At 40.7% G+C, this 19289-nt stretch carries 18 protein-coding genes and 2 other annotated features; of the genes, 15 read left to right on the top strand and 3 right to left on the bottom strand.

Going from position 1 to position 19289, the window contains the following annotated elements; all coding sequences use genetic code 11:
* From ribE to F0342_RS15525, 4 genes are all read left to right on the top strand, one after another.
* Complete coding sequence (gene ribE, locus F0342_RS15540; RefSeq protein ID WP_149156801.1) at positions 1–657, top strand: riboflavin synthase; 657 nt, start codon at positions 1–3, stop codon at positions 655–657.
* A 17-nt stretch (positions 658–674) separates the two neighbouring features.
* The gene (locus tag F0342_RS15535) at positions 675–1868 is read left to right on the top strand and encodes a bifunctional 3,4-dihydroxy-2-butanone-4-phosphate synthase/GTP cyclohydrolase II (protein WP_149156800.1); all 1194 of its coding nucleotides are present in this window, start codon (positions 675–677) and stop codon (positions 1866–1868) included.
* Positions 1869–1880: 12 nt separating this feature from the next.
* Entirely contained in the window at positions 1881–2351 is a 471-nt protein-coding gene (gene ribH / locus F0342_RS15530) for a 6,7-dimethyl-8-ribityllumazine synthase (RefSeq protein WP_149156799.1), read from the top strand.
* 352 nt (positions 2352–2703) lie between these two features.
* Positions 2704–3993, top strand: a complete 1290-nt coding sequence (locus F0342_RS15525) for an NCS2 family permease (RefSeq protein WP_149156798.1) — start codon at positions 2704–2706, stop codon at positions 3991–3993.
* Positions 3994–4494: 501 nt separating this feature from the next.
* On the opposite strand, the gene F0342_RS15520 is transcribed toward F0342_RS15525, so the two are convergent.
* The gene (locus F0342_RS15520) at positions 4495–4809 is read right to left on the bottom strand and encodes a hypothetical protein (protein WP_149156797.1); all 315 of its coding nucleotides are present in this window, start codon (positions 4807–4809) and stop codon (positions 4495–4497) included.
* A 166-nt stretch (positions 4810–4975) separates the two neighbouring features.
* Between F0342_RS15520 and dapF the strand changes: the two genes are divergently transcribed.
* A complete protein-coding gene (dapF, locus tag F0342_RS15515; protein ID WP_149156796.1) occupies positions 4976–5971 on the top strand; it encodes a diaminopimelate epimerase in 996 nt (331 codons plus the stop codon).
* A 49-nt stretch (positions 5972–6020) separates the two neighbouring features.
* On the opposite strand, the gene F0342_RS15510 is transcribed toward dapF, so the two are convergent.
* Positions 6021–7880: a DNA ligase D gene (locus F0342_RS15510; protein WP_149156795.1), complete on the bottom strand. Its 1860-nt coding sequence runs from the start codon at positions 7878–7880 to the stop codon at positions 6021–6023.
* Positions 7881–8017: 137 nt separating this feature from the next.
* Between F0342_RS15510 and ku the strand changes: the two genes are divergently transcribed.
* Positions 8018–8848, top strand: coding sequence for a non-homologous end joining protein Ku (ku, locus tag F0342_RS15505; protein WP_149156794.1), 831 nt, complete (start codon positions 8018–8020; stop codon positions 8846–8848).
* Between the two features lie 33 nt (positions 8849–8881).
* Entirely contained in the window at positions 8882–9550 is a 669-nt protein-coding gene (locus F0342_RS15500; protein ID WP_149156793.1) for a phosphatase PAP2 family protein, read from the top strand.
* 51 nt (positions 9551–9601) lie between these two features.
* On the opposite strand, the gene F0342_RS15495 is transcribed toward F0342_RS15500, so the two are convergent.
* A complete protein-coding gene (locus tag F0342_RS15495; protein WP_149156792.1) occupies positions 9602–11152 on the bottom strand; it encodes a hypothetical protein in 1551 nt (516 codons plus the stop codon).
* A gap of 338 nt (positions 11153–11490) precedes the next feature.
* Here F0342_RS15495 and F0342_RS15490 point away from each other — a divergent pair, with 338 nt between their 5' ends.
* The 8 genes from F0342_RS15490 (at position 11491) to F0342_RS15455 (ending at position 19289) form a co-directional block, all read left to right on the top strand.
* Entirely contained in the window at positions 11491–11766 is a 276-nt protein-coding gene (locus F0342_RS15490; protein WP_149156791.1) for a YhdT family protein, read from the top strand.
* Positions 11759–13201 carry a sodium/pantothenate symporter gene (panF, locus tag F0342_RS15485; protein WP_149156790.1) on the top strand — a complete coding sequence of 481 codons (1443 nt, stop codon included), beginning with the start codon at positions 11759–11761 and terminating at the stop codon, positions 13199–13201. Before F0342_RS15490 ends, panF begins: the two co-directional genes overlap by 8 nt.
* A 128-nt stretch (positions 13202–13329) precedes the next feature.
* Positions 13330–14187: a GNAT family N-acetyltransferase gene (locus tag F0342_RS15480; RefSeq protein ID WP_149156789.1), complete on the top strand. Its 858-nt coding sequence runs from the start codon at positions 13330–13332 to the stop codon at positions 14185–14187.
* Positions 14188–14281: 94 nt separating this feature from the next.
* Positions 14282–14527 (top strand) — a binding site (T-box leader).
* 45 nt (positions 14528–14572) lie between these two features.
* Positions 14573–14822: a binding site (T-box leader), on the top strand.
* Between the two features lie 73 nt (positions 14823–14895).
* Positions 14896–16293 carry an anthranilate synthase component I gene (gene trpE, locus F0342_RS15475; RefSeq protein ID WP_149156788.1) on the top strand — a complete coding sequence of 466 codons (1398 nt, stop codon included), beginning with the start codon at positions 14896–14898 and terminating at the stop codon, positions 16291–16293.
* Entirely contained in the window at positions 16290–16901 is a 612-nt protein-coding gene (locus F0342_RS15470) for an anthranilate synthase component II (RefSeq protein ID WP_149156787.1), read from the top strand. The genes trpE and F0342_RS15470 overlap by 4 nt, the downstream gene beginning before the upstream one ends.
* Entirely contained in the window at positions 16873–17898 is a 1026-nt protein-coding gene (trpD, locus tag F0342_RS15465) for an anthranilate phosphoribosyltransferase (RefSeq protein ID WP_149156786.1), read from the top strand. The genes F0342_RS15470 and trpD overlap by 29 nt, the downstream gene beginning before the upstream one ends.
* Entirely contained in the window at positions 17899–18687 is a 789-nt protein-coding gene (gene trpC / locus F0342_RS15460; protein ID WP_149156785.1) for an indole-3-glycerol phosphate synthase TrpC, read from the top strand.
* Complete coding sequence (locus F0342_RS15455) at positions 18684–19289, top strand: phosphoribosylanthranilate isomerase (RefSeq protein ID WP_149156784.1); 606 nt, start codon at positions 18684–18686, stop codon at positions 19287–19289. Before trpC ends, F0342_RS15455 begins: the two co-directional genes overlap by 4 nt.

Genomic DNA, 19289 nt, shown 5'->3' with positions numbered 1-19289 from the left:
ATGTTTACTGGAATCATTGAAGAAATCGGCTCAATTGAACGCATGAAAAAATCCTCCTCATCCATGGAACTGACGATAACAGCGGACCGCATTCTGGAAGACGTTCATATTGGAGATAGCATCAGTGTGAATGGTGTTTGTTTAACCGTCACTTCATTCAGCTCCAGGCAATTTCAAGTGGACGTTATGCCTGAAACCTTTGAAGGCACAACGCTCAGAAACCTGTCCCATGGTTCTAAAGTGAACCTGGAGAGGGCGATGGCTGCAAATGGTCGTTTTGGTGGCCATTTCGTTAACGGGCATGTCGATGGAGTAGGGACGATTGTTAGAGTAGAGAAAGTTGAAAATGCCTGGTATATGGACATTTCCATTCCGGGTAATCAGAGCCATTTATTTATATTGAAGGGCTCTGTCGCAATAGACGGCACTTCCCTTACTGTGTTTGGTGTGAAAAATAATACCATTACGATCTCGTTGATTCCACAAACGAGAGGAGACACGGTTCTTGGTGAGAAGAAAGTAGGGGATCATGTCAATATTGAATGTGACGTAATGGCGAAATATTTTCATCGCTTCTATGAAGCAAAGGAACAGTCTAAGAGCAAATCAAGCAACATCAGCTATGATTTTTTATCTCAAAATGGTTTCGCTGACTAATAGGGAGGGGTTGCCCCATGTTTAATAAGATTGAAGAAGCTCTGGAAGATTTACAAGCAGGTAAAGTCGTCATCGTTGTTGATGACGAAAACCGTGAGAATGAGGGAGACTTTATTGCCCTTACAGATAAAGCGACTCCAGAAGTCATTAATTTTATGGCTAAAGAAGGAAGAGGATTGATTTGTGCCCCGATAACAGAGGAGCTTGCACAAAAACTAAAGCTTGCACCCATGACGATGTCAAATACGGATCCTCATGGCACGGCCTTTACGATTTCTGTCGATCATAAATCCGCAACTACTGGAATTAGTGCATTTGAGAGATCGACCACCATACAGGAATTATTGAACCCGGTCTCAATGCCCGAGGACTTTAAAAGACCCGGTCACGTATTTCCCCTTGTCGCCAAAAAAGGCGGAGTACTAAAACGGGCAGGACACACAGAAGCCGCCATCGATTTGGCCGTTCTGTCAGGGGGACAACCATCAGGCGTCATTTGTGAAATCATGAATGAAGACGGCACGATGGCAAGAGTACCTGAATTAATGAAACTGGCTGATAAATGGGATCTTAAGATCATCTCCATTGAAGATTTGATCAGATACAGACGCAAAAAAGAAAAGCTTGTGACGAGAGAAGTGGAAATTGAACTTCCAACCGAATTCGGAAACTTCAAGGCGGTTGCTTACACAGAAAACCTTACAGGAAAAGAGCATATCGCACTTGTGAAAGGCGAGTGGTCCGAGGATGAAGATGTACTGGTCCGTGTTCACTCTGAATGTTTAACGGGAGATGTATTCGGGTCCAATCGCTGTGATTGTGGACCGCAGCTTGCCACAGCACTGACTCAAATTGAAGAGCATGGAAAAGGTGTACTGCTTTATATGAGACAAGAAGGCCGTGGGATTGGTTTAATCAACAAATTGAAGGCCTATAAGCTCCAGGAAGAAGGCTATGACACCGTTGAAGCTAATCAAAAACTGGGCTTTGGTGATGATTTGAGGGAATATGGAATCGGAGCACAGATACTGAGAGATTTAGGCATAACAAAGATGCGTCTACTAACCAATAATCCTAGAAAAATTGCCGGAATCAACGGGTACGGATTAGAAATCGCAGATCGAGTGCCGATCCAAATGCCGGCGAAATTCGAAAATGAGAAGTATTTAAAAACAAAGCATGCAAAGCTGGGACATTTACTTAAATTTTAGGAGGAAAATACAATGAAAACAATTTATGAAGGTAATTTAGTCGGATCAGGATTAAGGGTTGCCATTGTCGTTTCACGTTTCAATGAGTTCATCACATCTAAGCTTCTGGGTGGGGCGGAAGATGCATTAAAGCGCCACGGGGTTGAAGAAGGAAATGTTTCTGTCACTTGGGTTCCAGGTGCATTTGAAATTCCTATGATTGCCAAAAAACTTGCCCGTTCAGGGAACTATGATGCCGTTGTTACACTGGGAACGGTCATCCGCGGAGCAACCGCTCATTTTGAATACGTAAGCGGAGAGGTTGCAAAAGGAGTGGCCAATTTAAGCCTACAGGAAGAGGTACCCGTCATCTTTGGTGTCTTAACGACAGACACAATCGAGCAGGCCATCGAAAGAGCCGGCACAAAAGCAGGAAACAAAGGATGGGAAGCAGCGGTATCGGCCATTGAAATGGCCAATTTGATTCGTGAGATAGATAAGTAAAAATTTTCAACCAAGCCAAGCCTCCTTTTTGGGAGGCTTGGCTTTTTACGAGGGACGGACCTGAGGAATATATGGATGAATTTGTGAATCAGCTTGATTATTCTCCAAAACGGCTGGTTTCCTGGTGATTTCGGCTGGGTATTTCCCGTAACCGGCTGGGTTTTTCACAAAAGCCGCAGGATTTTTTCCCTTTTCGGCCGGTTTCCTGATGGAGAAAAAAAACCCCGCCACCTGTACCCACTAAAATACATATTGGCAAACGTCAGACCTTTTGCTAGAATAGTATTTTGTGGCTCCCCTTATTATGGGAGGAGCGGGTAGGGAGAGGGCAGTTTTATAGGAAGATTATAATATGAAAGCACGTGGAGGTATTTTTCAGTTAAAGAATCACGGTACCACGATGAAGCAGGAGATGATGGCTGGAGCAATCGGTTATTTCACGATTGTGTACATCATCGCTGTGAATGCTTTAATTCTTTCTGAAGCTGGAATTCCATTTGAAGGAGCGGTTATGGCAACCATTCTTGCCTCCTTCGTTGGGTGTTTGGTGATGGCCTTTTGGGCAAATGCACCAATCCTTCTGGTTCCAGGCATGGGAATTAATGCGATGTTTACGTTTACACTCGTAAAATCATCCGGCTTAACGTGGCAGGAAGCTTTAGCTGTTGTAGTGATTTCAGGAATACTCTTTATGATCATTGCATTTACAAAGCTTTCAAAAGTATTATCTGAAGCCATACCCAAAACATTAAAAGAAGCCATCACTGTAGGATTAGGGATGTTTTTAATGTTTATCGGTCTTGAAAAAGGCGGCCTCATCCAAAGAGGAGAGAGTGCCATCATCATGATTGGTGATTTTGGGGAATTAAAGGTGTTGGCCACTGTGCTGACTTTCCTGGTGACGATATTTTTGTTTGTTCGAAATGTAAAAGGTCAATTTTTATGGAGTATTGCTTTTGGAACCATGCTGGGATTCATCTTCGGAATCGAACCATCGATTCAGTCCAGTTCTTTCCAATTAAGTGAATACAGTCAGGTTTTCGGTCAAATATCCTTTAGTGCCATTTTGGAGATTCCGTTTTGGATAGCAGTTTTTTCTGTCACGATGGTGCTGGTATTTGAAAACATCGGTCTCGTTCATGGGCATACGGATATGATCGATCAACCTCACAAATACTCTAAAGCGTTCCAGGCGAATGCATTTTCTGCCTTTACATCAGGATTCTTCGGAACGAGTCCGACGGTTTCTACTGTAGAAAGTGCTGCAGCCATGACAGCAGGTGGTCGTACGGGATTAACGAGTTTGACTACTGGAGTATTATTCTTGGGATCTGTGTTGTTTATTCCGTATTTAAAGTGGATTCCAGATCATGCTATCGCCCCAATCCTCATTATCATTGGCGGCTTAATGATTCAAAATATACGACATATGGATCTTCGTGATTTAACAGAGGCATTTCCAGCCATTTTTATCATTGCGATGATTCCATTTACGTACAGTATTGCAGATGGAATTGCCATTGGTTTTATTCTTTATCCAATTTTAAAATTGGCTACAGGTAAAGCGAGAGAAGTATCCATTCCTCTATATATCATTGCTGCATTGTTCCTTATGAACTTTTTTGTTCATTCGATTCATTAATGCGGTAAACAACTCAAGTGGATTTGCTCATCATTACGATTGAAATCATAATGATGACCTGTCTGCTTGAGTTTTTTTGTCCTTACAACTACTTCCAAATTCCGTGGACTTGCCACATATTTCTTGTTATTATTATAGTGATCAATGAAACTTTAGAACTATTTATATACATATATATGGAAAACAGTAGGGGTGAGTGCTATGGAAGTGTTTACTTCAATCCCAAGGAAATTGTCGTGGAGATTTTGGAAAATGTAATTCCAAGTCTTGAAATCCTGAAGGTTTGCTGAATTACCATTGAATGATGAAATCTGTAATGCAATCTGGTGCCTCAAACGAGTTCAAAGACATTCTGGAGCTGGTTATTTTGTTTGAAAAAGGCAATCGAAACAAAAATGGACGAACTGAAGTTAAACAAAGGAGATGTGATGGTATGCTATAAAACATCATGTAAATGGAAAACGAGACCTCTTACATCATGAAATAGCAGAGATCAGTTAATTACCAAACAGGTTTATATTCCCCTGGAGTCAGATATTTTCTTTGGGGCTTTATATATCTCTTCAATTCAATTAGAAGTAATCGTTGGAGGTGCTTAGAAGATATTTGTCGGGCTACATCTTTAGGAATAGGATAAATGCCGATTTGATTAAAACGCACACGAAAGAGACCTTCATGTAAAAGGTCTTTTTTGTCATTCAGAATATGGGTCAATACAGTCACATCCCGGGAATGAAATTCGTCACACGCTTCTGCTACGTCTTGAACTTGAAACCGAAAAGTATACTCATCCTTCATGATCATCACCCATCTCATTGTCTCTAAATGGCCGAAGAAATTCAACCATTAAGTTTTCTACAAGTCACACCAGGAGGATTATTTTAATTAATATAGGGTGAGATGATTGCGAAAAGAGCTTGTTTGTGGCAAGCTAAGACTATTAAGAATAGTTTACTAGTAAATTACCGTGGAGGGATTCACGATGAACTTGAATCTAATTAAATGTCATGGCTCAGGAAATGACTTTTTACTGATTGATGAAATGACAAATGGATACGAATTTACTGAAGAAGCAAGGCAAAATCTTGCCCTTGCACTTTGTGATCGAAAGTCGGGTATTGGAGCTGATGGAATCCTATTTGTGTTGTCAAGTGAACATTGCGATGCACAAATGAGGGTGTTCAATGCAGATGGATCTGAAGCATCCATGTGCGGGAATGGACTTCGTTGTGTAGGTCGCTATGTGTGTGAGCTTCTCGACAAAACGAAGATTACGATTCAGACGATGAAAGCGGATCTGCGTGTTTCAGCTCAAGAGGCTATCTATGAAAATATACCGACGTATAATGTTGAAATTTCTCCTGTATTATTTGAATTGGATAAATTGCCGATGAATATGGATCGTGAGGCGTTAGTGGACGAGATTATTCCTGAAATTTCAGAGCGATTATCGTTTACTGCACTGGCGGTCCCAAATCCTCATCTAATTAGTGTTGTAAGTACAGAACATATTCTTTCGAATGAACAGAAGACGATTGCTGAAACAGTAAATGGTCCCAATAATCTCTTTCCGGATGGAGTCAATGTAAGTTTTGTTCATCCATTAGAAAAAGGCGCGATTTATGTTCGTACCTTCGAAAGAGGAGTAGGCTTTACAAATGCTTGTGGAACGGCTATGTCTGCTTCCAGTCTTGTGACATGCTTACTCAATCAGAATGATTTTGGCAAGGAAATAGATGTATATAATAATGGTGGAAAAGTACGTGTCGTGGTGAATCACTTAGGTGAAGGGCAATACAATATGGAGTTGATCGGGAATGCAACATATCTCTACCAGGCCCAGTTTGAATTGTCTATCACACATCCTGAGGATTATCGTGAGATTTCCAGACAGGATTTCACTGAAGAAGGGACGTACGAACTGCTTCAAAATCATGCCAAATCAATTGTTGATAGTAAAGTATTTATGAGTGCCTAAACTAAAAAACCTGAGCTTGTGTAAGTTCAGGCGAGAGTGTCCTAAAAAGCTAAGCTTTTGGGGCACTCTTTTTTTTGTTGTTGGATTGCTGTTTCAAAAATTGAATCACGTTATCAAATGGCTGAAGGTCTTTTACCCATTCGAATTTAGTAAAGGGACAACCCATCTTCTGGAACCTCTGCAAAACAACATCTATTGTAAAGTGTTCTGGATGAAGGTCCTCATTTACTTCATACCACCAGAGTGGAGTCGCGACTAAAGCATCTTCATTCCCCCTTAAGGAATAAGGCGCAATGATGGTTTTTCCTTCTCCATGCTGAATGTAGTCCACGTATAATCTGCCTTTTCGGTTCTTTTTTAAACGCTCGATCGTAAAATCCTCAGGATAATTGGTAACAAGGTAGTGTGCGATGAACTCAGTAAACAAGCCGGTGTCCTTCCATGTGTATCCCGATGGTATGGGAATATACACTTGCAGTCCCTTATTCCCCGACGTTTTCACAAAACTATGCAGGTTCAGTCGGTCGAATAGTTCTTTCATAATGGAAGCAGCTTTAACCGCCAGGGAGAATTGATCCCTGCCGGGTGGATCTAAATCAAAGACCACTTCAGTGACAGATGTATCCTTTGCCCTTTGGAAAGGAATGTGAAATTCCAATGCAAGCTGATTTCCAAGCCAAATCAATGTCTCCAAGTTATTGCAAAGCGTATAGTCGATGTTGTCCTCCTTGTATGTTTCAATAAATGAAGGGGCGTAATCAGGCGTATTTTTTTGATAAAAGGATTCACCAAAGAGCCCGTGTGGAAACCGAATACAAGTCAATGGTCTATCCTTCAGAAAAGGCAAAATAGCAACGGACATCTTCCGAAGATACCGAACGTAATCAAGCTTAGTCATTGAGACTCTCCGAAACAATTCCTTATCTGGATGAGTGATTTCAACCCTACGCGGAAGGGATGCTTCGTCCAACTTGAATTGCTCCATTGTGCAGGATTCTGGAGGGATGGAAAATAGAAATCGATGAAAATGTGGTTCTCTCAGTTGACCCTCATACCAATTCAAATATGAAATTTCCACAGTTATAGCCGGGTCTATGTAATAAAGGGAATGATCATTCTTCATACTATTCTTTTTAATCATTGCTTTTAATGTTCTTTTCTCTTCTGGTGAAAGACCAAAGTGAAACAAGCCAATAGGCATAATCTTTTCGTTATCGAAAACTCCAATGTGAAAGTAATCGTTCGTTTCATCCAGCGCAGTGATGAAACAGTGACATTGTTTCCAATTCTTGGTTTTTACCCAGCTCGTACTTCGTTTTCCAGCTTCCCACATACTATGTTTCCTCTTGGCGACAACACCCTCACCTTCCTCTTTTTCTACAAGTTCCCATATTTCCTGCGGATCCTTGAAATAGGGTACCATTTGAATGGAAGATGGGAGAAAAGGGGACGGTTCTAACGGCAATTGAAGAGAGGTAAAAACCTCTTTCAATTTTTCTTTTCTTGTAAGGTAAGGTTCGGGGGCAAATGATTTTTTTCCATACTGTAGTAAATCGAATGCAAGAAATTTAACGGGTCTCCCGACTGCAGCATGGTTGATTTTCAGCTTATTGCGCATTCTGCCTCTTACCTGCAATTCAAAGAATTCACTGCTGCAGGAAGAGCGTAATAAGGCGATTTCCCCATCTAAAATGAAAGGGGTAGTTAAGTTCCTTTCTTCGAGTAAAGTTTTAATCTGTTCTTCAATTTCCGGGAAGTGTGGAAGCAGTTCCTTTCCGTTACGACTTTGAAGACTGATCTGATTAGGATTGACAGAGAGAATTCCTCGAAATCCATCGTATTTCACTTCATAAAGCCAGTCCTCATTTTCGGGGAGCTTATCATATAAGGTAGGAAGCATCGGTTTCATATCTATTCACCCTGATTTTTAGTATTAGTGTGACCAATGAGAGTTTATTTATTTCCAGATGTTTTAGGGAATGAAGATTACGTGAGAACTAATGCTAACGATAAGGGATTAGTTTATGAGAAGGAGGGTATTGATATATGCATACGATTTGGAAAGGCTCAATCAGTTTTGGACTGGTGAACATCCCCATTAAACTTCATTCTGCTACAGAAGATCGAGATATAAAACTTCGTTCACTTCATAAAGAGTGTCATACACCGATTAAATATGAAAAAGTATGTCCCGCATGTGAAAAAGAAATCGACCATAATGACATTGTTAAGGGCTATGAAGTGACCAAGGGGAAATTTGTCGTTCTTGAAGAAGAGGAACTGAAGGAATTGAAGGAAGCAAATGGGGAGAAAGCTGTAGAGATAGTAGACTTTATCAAAATAGCGGAAATCGATCCGATATTCTTTGATCGAAGTTATTTTGTTTCACCGAATGAAGGTGGGAAAAAGGCTTACTCATTATTACGTAAAGCACTTCAGGAATCCGGGAAAGTTGGAATCGCCAAAATCACGATGCGCTCGAAGGAACAACTTTCCATCGTTCGAGTGTATGAGAATACGCTTGTAATGGAAACCATCCATTATCCAGATGAAGTAAGAGGCACGGGTGATGTACCGAATGTTCCCGAAGAAGATGAAATAACGGACAAAGAGTTGGAAACAGCAACGATGTTGATAGATCAACTCACAACTGAATTTCAACCGGAGAACTATAAAGATCAATATCGTGAACGCTTGAGTCAGTTGATTGAATCGAAGCAAACCGGGGAAAAGGTCGTCACAGCGAAAGAAAAAGAGCCTAGAGAAAATGTGACAGACTTAATGGCGGCACTTCAAGCTTCAATTGATTCATCCAAGCCGAACAAGCCGAAGAAGCAAACGAAAAAGAAAACGACTTCAAAGAAAAAAGCTCAATAGAACATAAGTTGTTTGTGAAGAGAGGGAGAAGTATTGAAGGAGAAAGAATTAAAACAAGGAGTATTTGTTGTCCTTTCAATCATTTGTCTAATTGCATTTACATGGGGATTCGTCACGATAGTCGAGGAATGGAAAGAAAATGAAATAGCACAATTTGACAATAGTGTCTCTGAGATTGTAAGGGGGTTCATTTCCCCGAAGTTAACGACCTTTATGATGTCAGTTACCTTTTTGGGTGGCATCAAAGGGATCACAATATTTGCAATCAGTGTCGTGGTAATACTTTTGTTTCTCAAGAAGTATCCACTTGCTCTGTTTGTAGGAATTACCATCACAACAGGAGCAGGATTTAATTGGCTGCTAAAATGGATTTTCAAACGGGAACGACCGGATATTGAAGCACTGATCGAGCAAGGCGGTTATAGTTTTCCCAGTGGTCATTCCATGAGTTCCTTTATTTTCTACGGAACCCTTGCTTTCATATTGTTTCGGGCATTAGATCATAAACGATATAAGTGGGCAAGTGTCATTGTGGTCAGCTTTCTGGTGCTACTGATTGGACTTAGCAGAGTGTATTTAGGAGTGCATTATCCGAGTGACATTCTTGGAGGGTTCACTGCGGGAGGTGCATGGTTGACGCTTTGTATCGTCATTTATGCTTACTTCCATAAACGAAAACATTGGGAAGAAAGAGAGAATTAAATGGAAAGCGCCCAGAAAATCTTCTGAGCGCTTGCTTTATTCCATTATCTTTTAAAATAAATTAAAAATATACGGTCCCATTGAAGTGGCATAGAGAAGAATATAAATACCCATGAAATAAAATACTCCACCAAAAGTACCCCAGTCAGGATCTCTCCCGAATTTCCATAATAGTGAAGTAAGGGCGCTGATAACGAGCAATACTATATACTCACTTCCTGAAAACATCAGGTATTCGGGAGCTGCAAAGAAGAAGTATTCGCCCGTCGCTTTTGAGATGAAGGTTAGCGGCATTACTAAAAACATAATGATGGAGGCATATTCGACCCAGTTGATCTCCTCCTTTTCAAATATATTTGGTTTAAAAATATAGAGCAGAATTAAAAGAAATAGGGAAGGTAATACCCAATAGAATGAAACCATAACCGTAATTAAGCTGCTGAACATCATAAGTACGGAATTGTTAACAGCTTCTTTGATACTTTGTTTCGACCACTCAGTGCTTTTGGCGATAACTATTGCATCCTGTGAAGCACCAAATAATTCATATGTATCTCCATCATAATCCAACCAGGCAATGCTCTTATTGGTGAGCTGAAGTGGAGAATATGTAAAATGTTTTGTTGTACTGACTGGAGCCGCTGTTAATTGATCAGAGTCACTGAAAGGTGCTACATATAGACTAATCGCATTATCATCCCCAATCCGATGACCTTCAGATGTGAAAAGAATGGATTCTTCTCCATTAATGGATAGAAGTTGTGCGGTTCTTGGACTTTGAAGTTTTCCCCCTGACATTTCGTTCGTAAAATCTATTTTTGTGGGCTTCAAAATAGAAGATCCTATTTCATCTATCGGTGTTTGCAACTTGAAAATTTTATATGACAATGTTCCCTGGGCTCGCATTTCTTCATTATAAAGAAGAGTTAAATGATTGTTTCCTGTGGTAAAGGTTAAACCATTAATTTGATGATTCGTTGCTGTGTTTACAATTGCAAATGGATCTTTCACTACTTGTAACGTATCATCCATGTAGTACAGATGAGAGTGACCATCATCTTGTCTAACCTGTACTACGGCACTGCCATTATTTCCAAAATAGACGTCCAGGATTTCATTAGGAAAGCTGAAAACTTCTTTCACTGATAAATCAGCAGGGTTAAGAGAAAAAAGGTTCTCTTTATTCCAGAAGTACACAGATTTCCATGCTGTACTGATCCCAGTTGCTTCCTCAGCAAGCGTCGTTACTTCATTACTCTCTGTAGAGATTATCTTGTCATCCTTGATCTGAATTACCTTAGTACCGTCTGTCCAAAAAGGATGGCCCCGGGTAACGCGGGTGTCTAGCGTTGTTTCTTTGGTTGAATCCAATGGGCCTTCGAAAGTAAATCCTGTAATGTTCCCGTTACTGGCCAAGAAGAGTCCTTCCTCTCCATTAAAGATAACAGGGCGTTCTTCAGAAGTGTAGTTTAATGGAATGGATCTGCTCCAATCAGGCTGTGGTTGTTGTTTGACTTGTAACAGCTGGTGAAGAAATAGTGCCCCTATAAACAGAACGATTAACACAAATGGTATTCCAAACGATTTGAATTTCTCTTTCAAACATGTCCCCCTCGATTCTCTCTCTAAAATATGAGCTCAATTTAGAATTTTACCATAATTCACATTTAGAGGCACCAAATATTTCCTTTAAGAAATAATGGTTTTGTGTTGACATTTATTATTAGAGAGATTACAATGATATTGAAAATCATTCTCATTTGAACAAAAGAGTTTCCCCCTCTTTCAATAGAGAGAATGGTTCATGAAAAACCCCCTTTATTAGATATAAAAAGACAGACCCGAAGCAGATGCTTCGGGTCTGTCTTTTTATATTGCATTTCATTTCTTCCTGTCGTAAATTGTTAAAGAATGTGTATTTTAAGGAGGGATAAAAGTAAGTGGATCATAATGAAGATAAAAGGTTCAGGGTTGCTGGTCACGAGGCACTGATAGGAATAGCACTTGTTCTTATAAATTTCTTATGGTGGTATGGTTTTGCATTCGGGTTAGGTGGTCAGCCGGTTTCAGATTACGATTGGATCCTCGGGATGCCTGAATGGTTTTTTTACAGCTGCATCGTTGGCTTTTTTCTTATGGTATTGTTAGTGATTATTGTCGTAAAGTACATGCTTACTGACATTCCTTTTGACGATGAGGAGGATGATCATGAATAGTATGGCATTGATTCCCTTATTCGCTTTTTTAATCTTGATTTTTATTGTGGGAATGTATACGGCCAGAAATGTGAGAAGAGCAGATTCCTTCGTCCAGGAATACTTCTTGGGAAGCCGACAGCTTGGCGGGTTTATTTTGGCGATGACCATGATTGCGACCTATGGAAGTGCAAGTAGTTTCATCGGAGGACCGGGCGCAGCATATACATATGGTTTATCGTGGGTTCTTTTGGCTATGTCACAGGTTGTAACAGGTTACTTTGTTCTCCTTATACTCGGGAAAAAGTTCGCGATCATGGCGCGGAAATACAAGGCCGTTACATTGATCGATTATCTACAAGGCAGATATGGCAGCAATAAAATTACAATTCTATCGGCCAGTAGTATCATCATCTTTTTATTCTCAGCCATGATTGCTCAATGGGTAGGGGGAGCACGGCTCATTGAATCATTAACCGGTTTATCCTACGAGAGTGCTCTTTTCCTATTTGCCGTATCGGTTCTTGTTTACGTTATTATTGGAGGCTTTCGAGCGGTTGCCATCACGGATGCGATTCAAGGGGTGGTAATGCTTGGTGGAACCATTATTCTATTGATTGCCACCATCATCGCCGGTGGGGGCATGGAGAACATCATGATGGGATTGAAAGCGGAAAATCCTAACTTATTAAGTCCTCATGGTCATGATGGAGAATTAAGTGCCCGCTATATTTCATCTTTCTGGATTTTAGTAGGAGTGGGAGTGATCGGATTGCCTCAGGTGGCAGTTAGAGCCATGAGCTATAAAAATTCCAGGTCCTTACACAGAGCGCTCATTATCGGAACCATTGTTGTCGGTTCCATTATGCTCGGTATGCACTTAATTGGTGTGCTTGCAAGGGTCGTGGTCCCGGGAATAGAAGTGGCTGATAAAGTCATGCCCCTTCTCGCTTTAGAAGTTCTTCCGCCATGGCTTGCAGGGATTGTCCTGGCTGCTCCGATGGCAGCGATCATGTCGACAGTGGATTCATTATTATTGATTGTATCCTCGGCTATTGTGAAAGATGTGTATATGAATTTCATCAATAAGGATGCAAAGGAAAAACAAGTCAAAAGGATTAGCTTTTGGGTGACAAGTATAACGGGAATTCTCGTTTTTCTTATGGCGTTGAGTCCTCCTGAGTTAATTATTTGGCTTAATTTATTTTCATTTGGAGGCCTTGAAGCTGTATTTATTTGGCCGATTGTTTTAGGTCTGTATTGGAAAAAAGGAAATGCCCATGGTGCCTTTGCTTCTATGATTTCAGGACTGGTAGCGTACATCTTATTTCACAGTTTCGCACCTAATTATCTGGATATGCATACGGTCATTTTTCCAATTATCATTTCCTTTTTCATGTATGTGCTCGTTTCCCTGTTTACTCAAGCACAATATCAGCAAGATGGATGGATTTAGTCCATCCATCTTTTTTTATTGCTCTTTTCGAATAGTTTGTTGTTTTTCATTCCACTACAGGTAGGAATTCACCAAAATCAAGAAGGGAATCCCCTCATGTAAATCGAATTTTATAATGGGGTGATGATATGTATAAGCTGACAAAGTATAGAAACGCAGCACATTATAACGAAAGGGTTCATTCTTTTCTAATAGAAGATGAGGCCGCGAATAACTTACCATTAGGTTTACTGAACACTATGAAAGTAAGTGACAAATATAAGAATCCATTGCTTCTATTAGTGGAAAATGGGGAGGGGTCTGTGGTTGGATCATTCATCATGACTCCCCCACATTATCTGGTAAGTACACTAAATGTGGAGAAAAAAGACATTCCTCAAATAGTCGAACAACTCAAAAGGTTTTGTGAGGAATCCCATATTACATTTCCTGGCTTCATTGCCGAGAAAGAAATTGCCCTTCAATTAGCCCACGCATGGTGTAACGAAACGGGATCGAGTTTTCATGTGCGTATGAACCAGCGGGTGTACCAGTTGAATAAGGTGATAGATATTCCACTAAGTGATGGAAAAATGGTTCCAATTAGCAAAGAACATGAGGCCCTTCTTGCCGATTGGTTAATAGGATTTGTAAAGGATACAGGAGAAAATCCCCTAACTGATGAAGAGGCTATCCTGCGTTCAAGGGATATGATTGAAAACGAAAAGTATGTGTATTTGTGGGAGGTAGATGGAAAGCCCGTGTCAATGGCGAGAGGAGCGAGAAGAACGGATCATGGCATAACCGTAAATTTCGTGTATACACCGAAAGAATTCAGGAAAATGGGGTATGCTTCTTCTGTCGTAGCCGAGCTCAGCCGGTTGCTTTTGAAAGATCATGCATTCTGTTCACTCTATACGGATTTAGATAATCCGACATCTAATAAGATTTATATGGAAATCGGTTATAAACCAGTTTGCGATTCGATGATGATTACCGTGATGTGAACAAGTTGGCTCTGGGCTGAAATACTATTTTAAATATTTACAGTTGACATCCAGGGAGAAAGCTATTAGTATAATAAACAATTAATTAAATGAGCGAATGGCTTTGACGAAGAGGAGTACCTCTGATCGACACTTAAGAGAGCTGGTGGTTGGTGAGAACCAGTGTGAACGATCTTTGGGAATGGACTTCTGAGCCTCCAAACCGAAACTTCAGGGAGTAGGCTTTGGCGAATGTCTTATCGTTACAAAAGACGCGTATTCAAGCAAACCGCTTCGATACGATTGAGTGGACTGTTCAGGCAGTCAACAAAGGTGGCACCACGGGTATCTCGTCCTTTACATGATGTAAATGGATAGGGATGCCCTTTTTTTATAACTGAATAATGATAAATCGTTGAGTAAGAGGAGTACATTCAAGTGATGCATGACAGAGAGCTAAGGATGGTGAGACCTTAGCATGATAGCTTGTCTGGAATGGACTTATGAGAGATGATCTGAATGGAAGTAGGATCGTACGGAATTCCACCGTTAAAAGGATAGAGTATCGGGTTATTCATGCCCTGTACTTGAATTAAGAGGGGATACGTCAAAGTATCCCAATCAGAGGTGGCACCGCGGTCAGCATCGTCCTCTATGAACGGATATTTCTGTTCATAGGGGACTTTTTTTTATGGATTTTCAAGTGGAACATTGAATTGGAGGCATGAAATGATGAAACAGCAAGCATTGGATTATGTAGTGAAAGAATTAAACGGAGACATATTTACTCCCATCTCACTTTTTCAATCGTTAAAAGGTAAGAAGAAATTTTTATTGGAGAGCTCATTGAAGCATGAACAATCCGGTCGGTATTCATTTGTAGGGAGTGATCCATTTTTAGAATGTAAAGCATACGGAAATACCATACAGTTTAAAAAAACATTTGTAAACGAAATTAATGAAATAGTGGGGAATCCCATTCAAATCATTCAAAACCTTATTCCTTCCCACGAACTAAAAGGTGTGCCTTTTCCTTTTACAGGAGGGGGGATTGGATATCTGGGATATGACGTTATTCGACTCTACGAAGATATCGGTGTAACTCCTCAAGATGAATTGGAAATGCCGGATATTCATCTCATGTTTTATGAAAAAGTCATTGTGTTTGATCATCTGGAGCACAAAGTATTTATTGTCGTCATGAATGAGTGGACAGAGGATCAAAAAGGAGATCTGGATAAAAAGGTGAAGGAAGTCGAGGCTGAGCTGAACAATGTGTATTTGAAAACTCATAAAAAGAAACTAGATCGCCTTTCCTTCCATGCTCAAACCTCAAAAGATGAATTCATGGAAAAAGTGGAGGTGGCAAAGCAATCCATAGGAGAAGGTGAGATTTTTCAAGTCGTGCTCTCTCAAAGACTTAAGGCGTCCTTTTCTGGAGATCCATTTTCATTCTATAGAAGCTTGAGGAAATCTAACCCGTCCCCTTACATGTTCTTCATTGATTTCGAGGATTATGTCGTAATGGGGGCATCACCAGAAAGCTTACTTAAAGTTCAAGGGAGGGAAATCACCACGAATCCAATTGCAGGAACACGAAGAAGGGGAGAAACACATGATCTGGACAGGGAGCTCGAGAAGGAATTACTTACAGATGAAAAAGAAATCGCTGAACACCGAATGCTGGTTGACTTAGGAAGAAATGATTTAGGCAGAGTCTGTGAGATCGGCTCGATTCACCTTTCAAAGTACTTAACGATTGAGAGATATAAATATGTTATGCACATCGTTTCGGAAGTAAAGGGTGAATTAAAAGAAGAAGTGACACCACTGGAAGCATTAACACACTGCTTACCGGCAGGTACCGTCAGCGGAGCGCCGAAAATCAGGTCGATGCAAATCATTAATGAACTTGAAACCACAAAGCGCGGCGTGTACTCAGGTGCCGTCGGGTATATCGGGGTGAACGGGAATTTGGATTTTGCCCTGGCCATCCGGACGATGGTTCTTAAAGATCAAACGGCATATGTTCAAGCCGGTGCAGGGATTGTTTATGATTCAGACCCAGACAGTGAATATGAAGAAACCATGAATAAAGCTAAATCATTATTGGAGGTGACAGGATGATCCTTCTTATTGATAACTATGATTCCTTTACGTATAACCTGTATCAATATATAGAAGAGCTCGGTGAAGAAGTAATCGTGAAACGGAATGATGCTATTTCATTAGAAGAAATCAAGGAACTGAATCCTGCAGGAATTATTCTATCACCTGGTCCAGGGAAACCGGAAGATGCGGGCATTTGCATCTCAATTATACAGAATCTTCACGCTAGTGTGCCGATTTTCGGGGTTTGTTTAGGGCATCAGGCAATCGGGGCAGCATTCGGGGCAACCATCGAAGTGGCTGAGAAAGTCATGCACGGAAAAACATCACTCATTAAACACGATGGCATTGGAGTATTCGAATATCTGCCGCAACCATTAGAAGTGATGAGATATCATTCCCTGGTGATTAAGAATGGAACCCTGCCGACACAATTAGAGACTGTCGCATTGTCCATGGATGATAGAGAAATCATGGCGATAAAGCATATGAAGTATCCAATGTTCGGGGTTCAATTTCATCCTGAATCCATTGGTACGAAAACAGGAAAGAAAATCATTCAAAACTTTTTAGTTCAGATGAGAAAGGAGAATAACCGTGAAACACTATCTACAGAAGCTATCTAGCGGTCATTCATTAGAGAGAGAAGAGATGAGAAAGGCAGTAGAAAAATTGTTCATAGAAGAAACAACGGATAGTCAAATCGCCTGTTTTCTGACCCTATTAAAGATGAAGGGGGAAACAGTAGATGAAATTACCGCTCTTGTTGAAGTTTTAAGGGAGAAAGCCATGCCGATTAAAAGCACGTTACCAGGAATATTGGATAACTGCGGAACAGGTGGAGACGGATCCCAAAGCTTTAATATTAGTACAACAAGTGCATTTGTTCTTGCAGGGGCCGGGGTGAAGGTTGCGAAACACGGTAACAGAAGTATTTCCAGTAAAACCGGTAGTGCAGATGTGTTAGAACATTTAGGGGTAGCACTCGATTTTCAATCTCATGAGGTGGAAAGTTTACTGGATGAAACCAATATTGCTTTTCTATTTGCACCCCATATTCACTCAGGTTTAAAAAGGGTAATGACGGTCCGAAAAGAATTAAAGATTCCTACCATCTTTAATCTCATTGGACCATTAACGAATCCTGTTCATCTGGAAACTCAACTCCTAGGGGTATATAGAAGAGATAAATTAGAAACGATGGCCAATGTTTTACGTGAATTAGGCAGAAAACGAGCGATTGTGCTTAATGGAGCTGATTACATGGATGAAGCCTCATTAGCAGGAGAAAATCATCTCGTTCTGCTGGATCAAGGGGAAATTACTTCACTCACATTAACGGGGAAAGATGTCGGACTTCCTTGTTATTCCCTGGAAGAGATACGTGGAGGGGACGCTGGAGACAATGCCATTATTTTAGAAGAAGTGTTAAATGGGAAGGAAGGAGCTTACACTGATACGGTCTTATTCAATGCAGGAATCGGCCTGTTCGCTCAAGGCAAAGCGGCAACCATTGCAGAAGGTGTAAAGCTTGCCAGAGAAAGTATTGAAAGCGGTCGTGCAAAAGAAAAGCTCCACTCCTTGGTTCGTTATAGTCAACAACGTCGAAAGCAGGTGATCTAAGTGTCTACCATTTTACAAACCATTCTTGAAACAAAGAAAGAGGAAGTTAAAAAGTTAAAGAATGCAGGGTATGAATCCTATTATTATAAGGGGGCTCCAGGTAATTCCTTATATAAAGCATTAAAATCAGCATCCAGACTACAGGTGATTGCTGAAATTAAGCGGGCATCTCCATCAAAAGGAGATATCCGAACAGAAGTGAATCCCGTGATTCAAGCAAAGAAGTATGAAGAAGCGGGCGCATGTGCCATATCGGTATTAACCGATGCTCCTTTCTTTAAAGGAAGTATGGAAGATCTGGCGAATGTTCGAAAAGCAGTCTCCCTCCCTATTCTGTGTAAAGACTTTATTATCGATGAAATCCAGATAGACCGTGCAAAAGACGCCGGGGCAAATGTTATTCTTCTTATAGTGTCTGCCTTGGATGTTAACAGATTACAAGAATTATATTCTTATGCAACGAAGCTTGGCTTGGAAGTTCTGGTAGAAGTGCATAATGAAGGAGAAATGAATGTCGCAGTGGAATTAGGGGCAACCATAATTGGTGTGAATAATCGTAACCTGAAAACCTTTGAAGTAAATCTTCTGATCACAGAAACTCTCGGCTCCATGGTAAATGGAACAGATATCGTGTTCATAAGTGAAAGTGGAATAAGAAATGAAGATGACTGTCACCGAGTCGTAAACGCAGGTGCGGATGGGGTACTTGTCGGAGAGACGTTAATGAGAAGTGATGACCCTGCAACTAAGCTTGCCTCCTTACAAGTGAGAAAAGGCGTGGTGAAATGACCAAGGTAAAGGTGTGTGGAATAAGAAGGCAAGAAGAGGCTCTGTGGGCACTTGAAGCAGGAGCTGATGCGATAGGATTCGTGTTCGCTGATAGTAAAAGAAAGATTGACGTGGAATCAGCAGCACTTATAAGTGCTTCACTACCTTCGCATGTATTAAAAATTGGCGTGTTTGTAAATGAGGCTAAAGAGAAGATGGAGGAAATATCCAGAACAGTAAAACTAGATTACGTACAGCTTCATGGAGATGAATCAGTCCAATTTTGTGATAGTCTCAATCTTCCTTTTATCAAGTCGATTTCGATAAAGGAAAAAGAAGATTTAGATGGGATCGAACACTTTGGCGGAGAGATGATTTTGGTGGACAGTGGAAAGGGGCCCCATCGTGGAGGGAATGGGACAACGTTTAATTGGGATTATGTCCATGCACTAAACGTCCCTCAACACTTGATTCTTGCCGGTGGATTGAATCGGGATAATGTACGGGAGGCGATCACCAAGGTCCGTCCCTATATGGTGGATGTTTCAAGTGGTGTGGAGACGGATGGGAAGAAGGATAGAAGAAAGATTGAATCATTTATTCGAGAGGCAAAGTCGGTATAA

It is taken from the genome of Bacillus sp. CH30_1T, assembly GCF_008364765.1.
Classification (GTDB): domain Bacteria; phylum Bacillota; class Bacilli; order Bacillales; family Bacillaceae_B; genus Rossellomorea.
This window is presented reverse-complemented; position numbering and strand designations above follow the sequence as displayed.

Bases quoted from the DNA above. Each gene is read 5' to 3' on its own strand.
- ribE (WP_149156801.1), top strand. From the start codon at position 1: ATGTTTACTGGAATCATTGAAGAAATCGGCTCAATTGAACGCATGAAA.
- F0342_RS15520 (WP_149156797.1), bottom strand. From the start codon at position 4,809: ATGAGATGGGTGATGATCATGAAGGATGAGTATACTTTTCGGTTTCAA.
- trpE (WP_149156788.1), top strand. From the start codon at position 14,896: ATGATGAAACAGCAAGCATTGGATTATGTAGTGAAAGAATTAAACGGA.
- dapF (WP_149156796.1), top strand. From the start codon at position 4,976: ATGAACTTGAATCTAATTAAATGTCATGGCTCAGGAAATGACTTTTTA.
- F0342_RS15510 (WP_149156795.1), bottom strand. From the start codon at position 7,880: ATGAAACCGATGCTTCCTACCTTATATGATAAGCTCCCCGAAAATGAG.
- panF (WP_149156790.1), top strand. From the start codon at position 11,759: ATGAATAGTATGGCATTGATTCCCTTATTCGCTTTTTTAATCTTGATT.
- F0342_RS15470 (WP_149156787.1), top strand. From the start codon at position 16,290: ATGATCCTTCTTATTGATAACTATGATTCCTTTACGTATAACCTGTAT.
- F0342_RS15535 (WP_149156800.1), top strand. From the start codon at position 675: ATGTTTAATAAGATTGAAGAAGCTCTGGAAGATTTACAAGCAGGTAAA.
- F0342_RS15525 (WP_149156798.1), top strand. From the start codon at position 2,704: ATGAAAGCACGTGGAGGTATTTTTCAGTTAAAGAATCACGGTACCACG.
- ku (WP_149156794.1), top strand. From the start codon at position 8,018: ATGCATACGATTTGGAAAGGCTCAATCAGTTTTGGACTGGTGAACATC.
- F0342_RS15480 (WP_149156789.1), top strand. From the start codon at position 13,330: ATGTATAAGCTGACAAAGTATAGAAACGCAGCACATTATAACGAAAGG.
- F0342_RS15455 (WP_149156784.1), top strand. From the start codon at position 18,684: ATGACCAAGGTAAAGGTGTGTGGAATAAGAAGGCAAGAAGAGGCTCTG.
- ribH (WP_149156799.1), top strand. From the start codon at position 1,881: ATGAAAACAATTTATGAAGGTAATTTAGTCGGATCAGGATTAAGGGTT.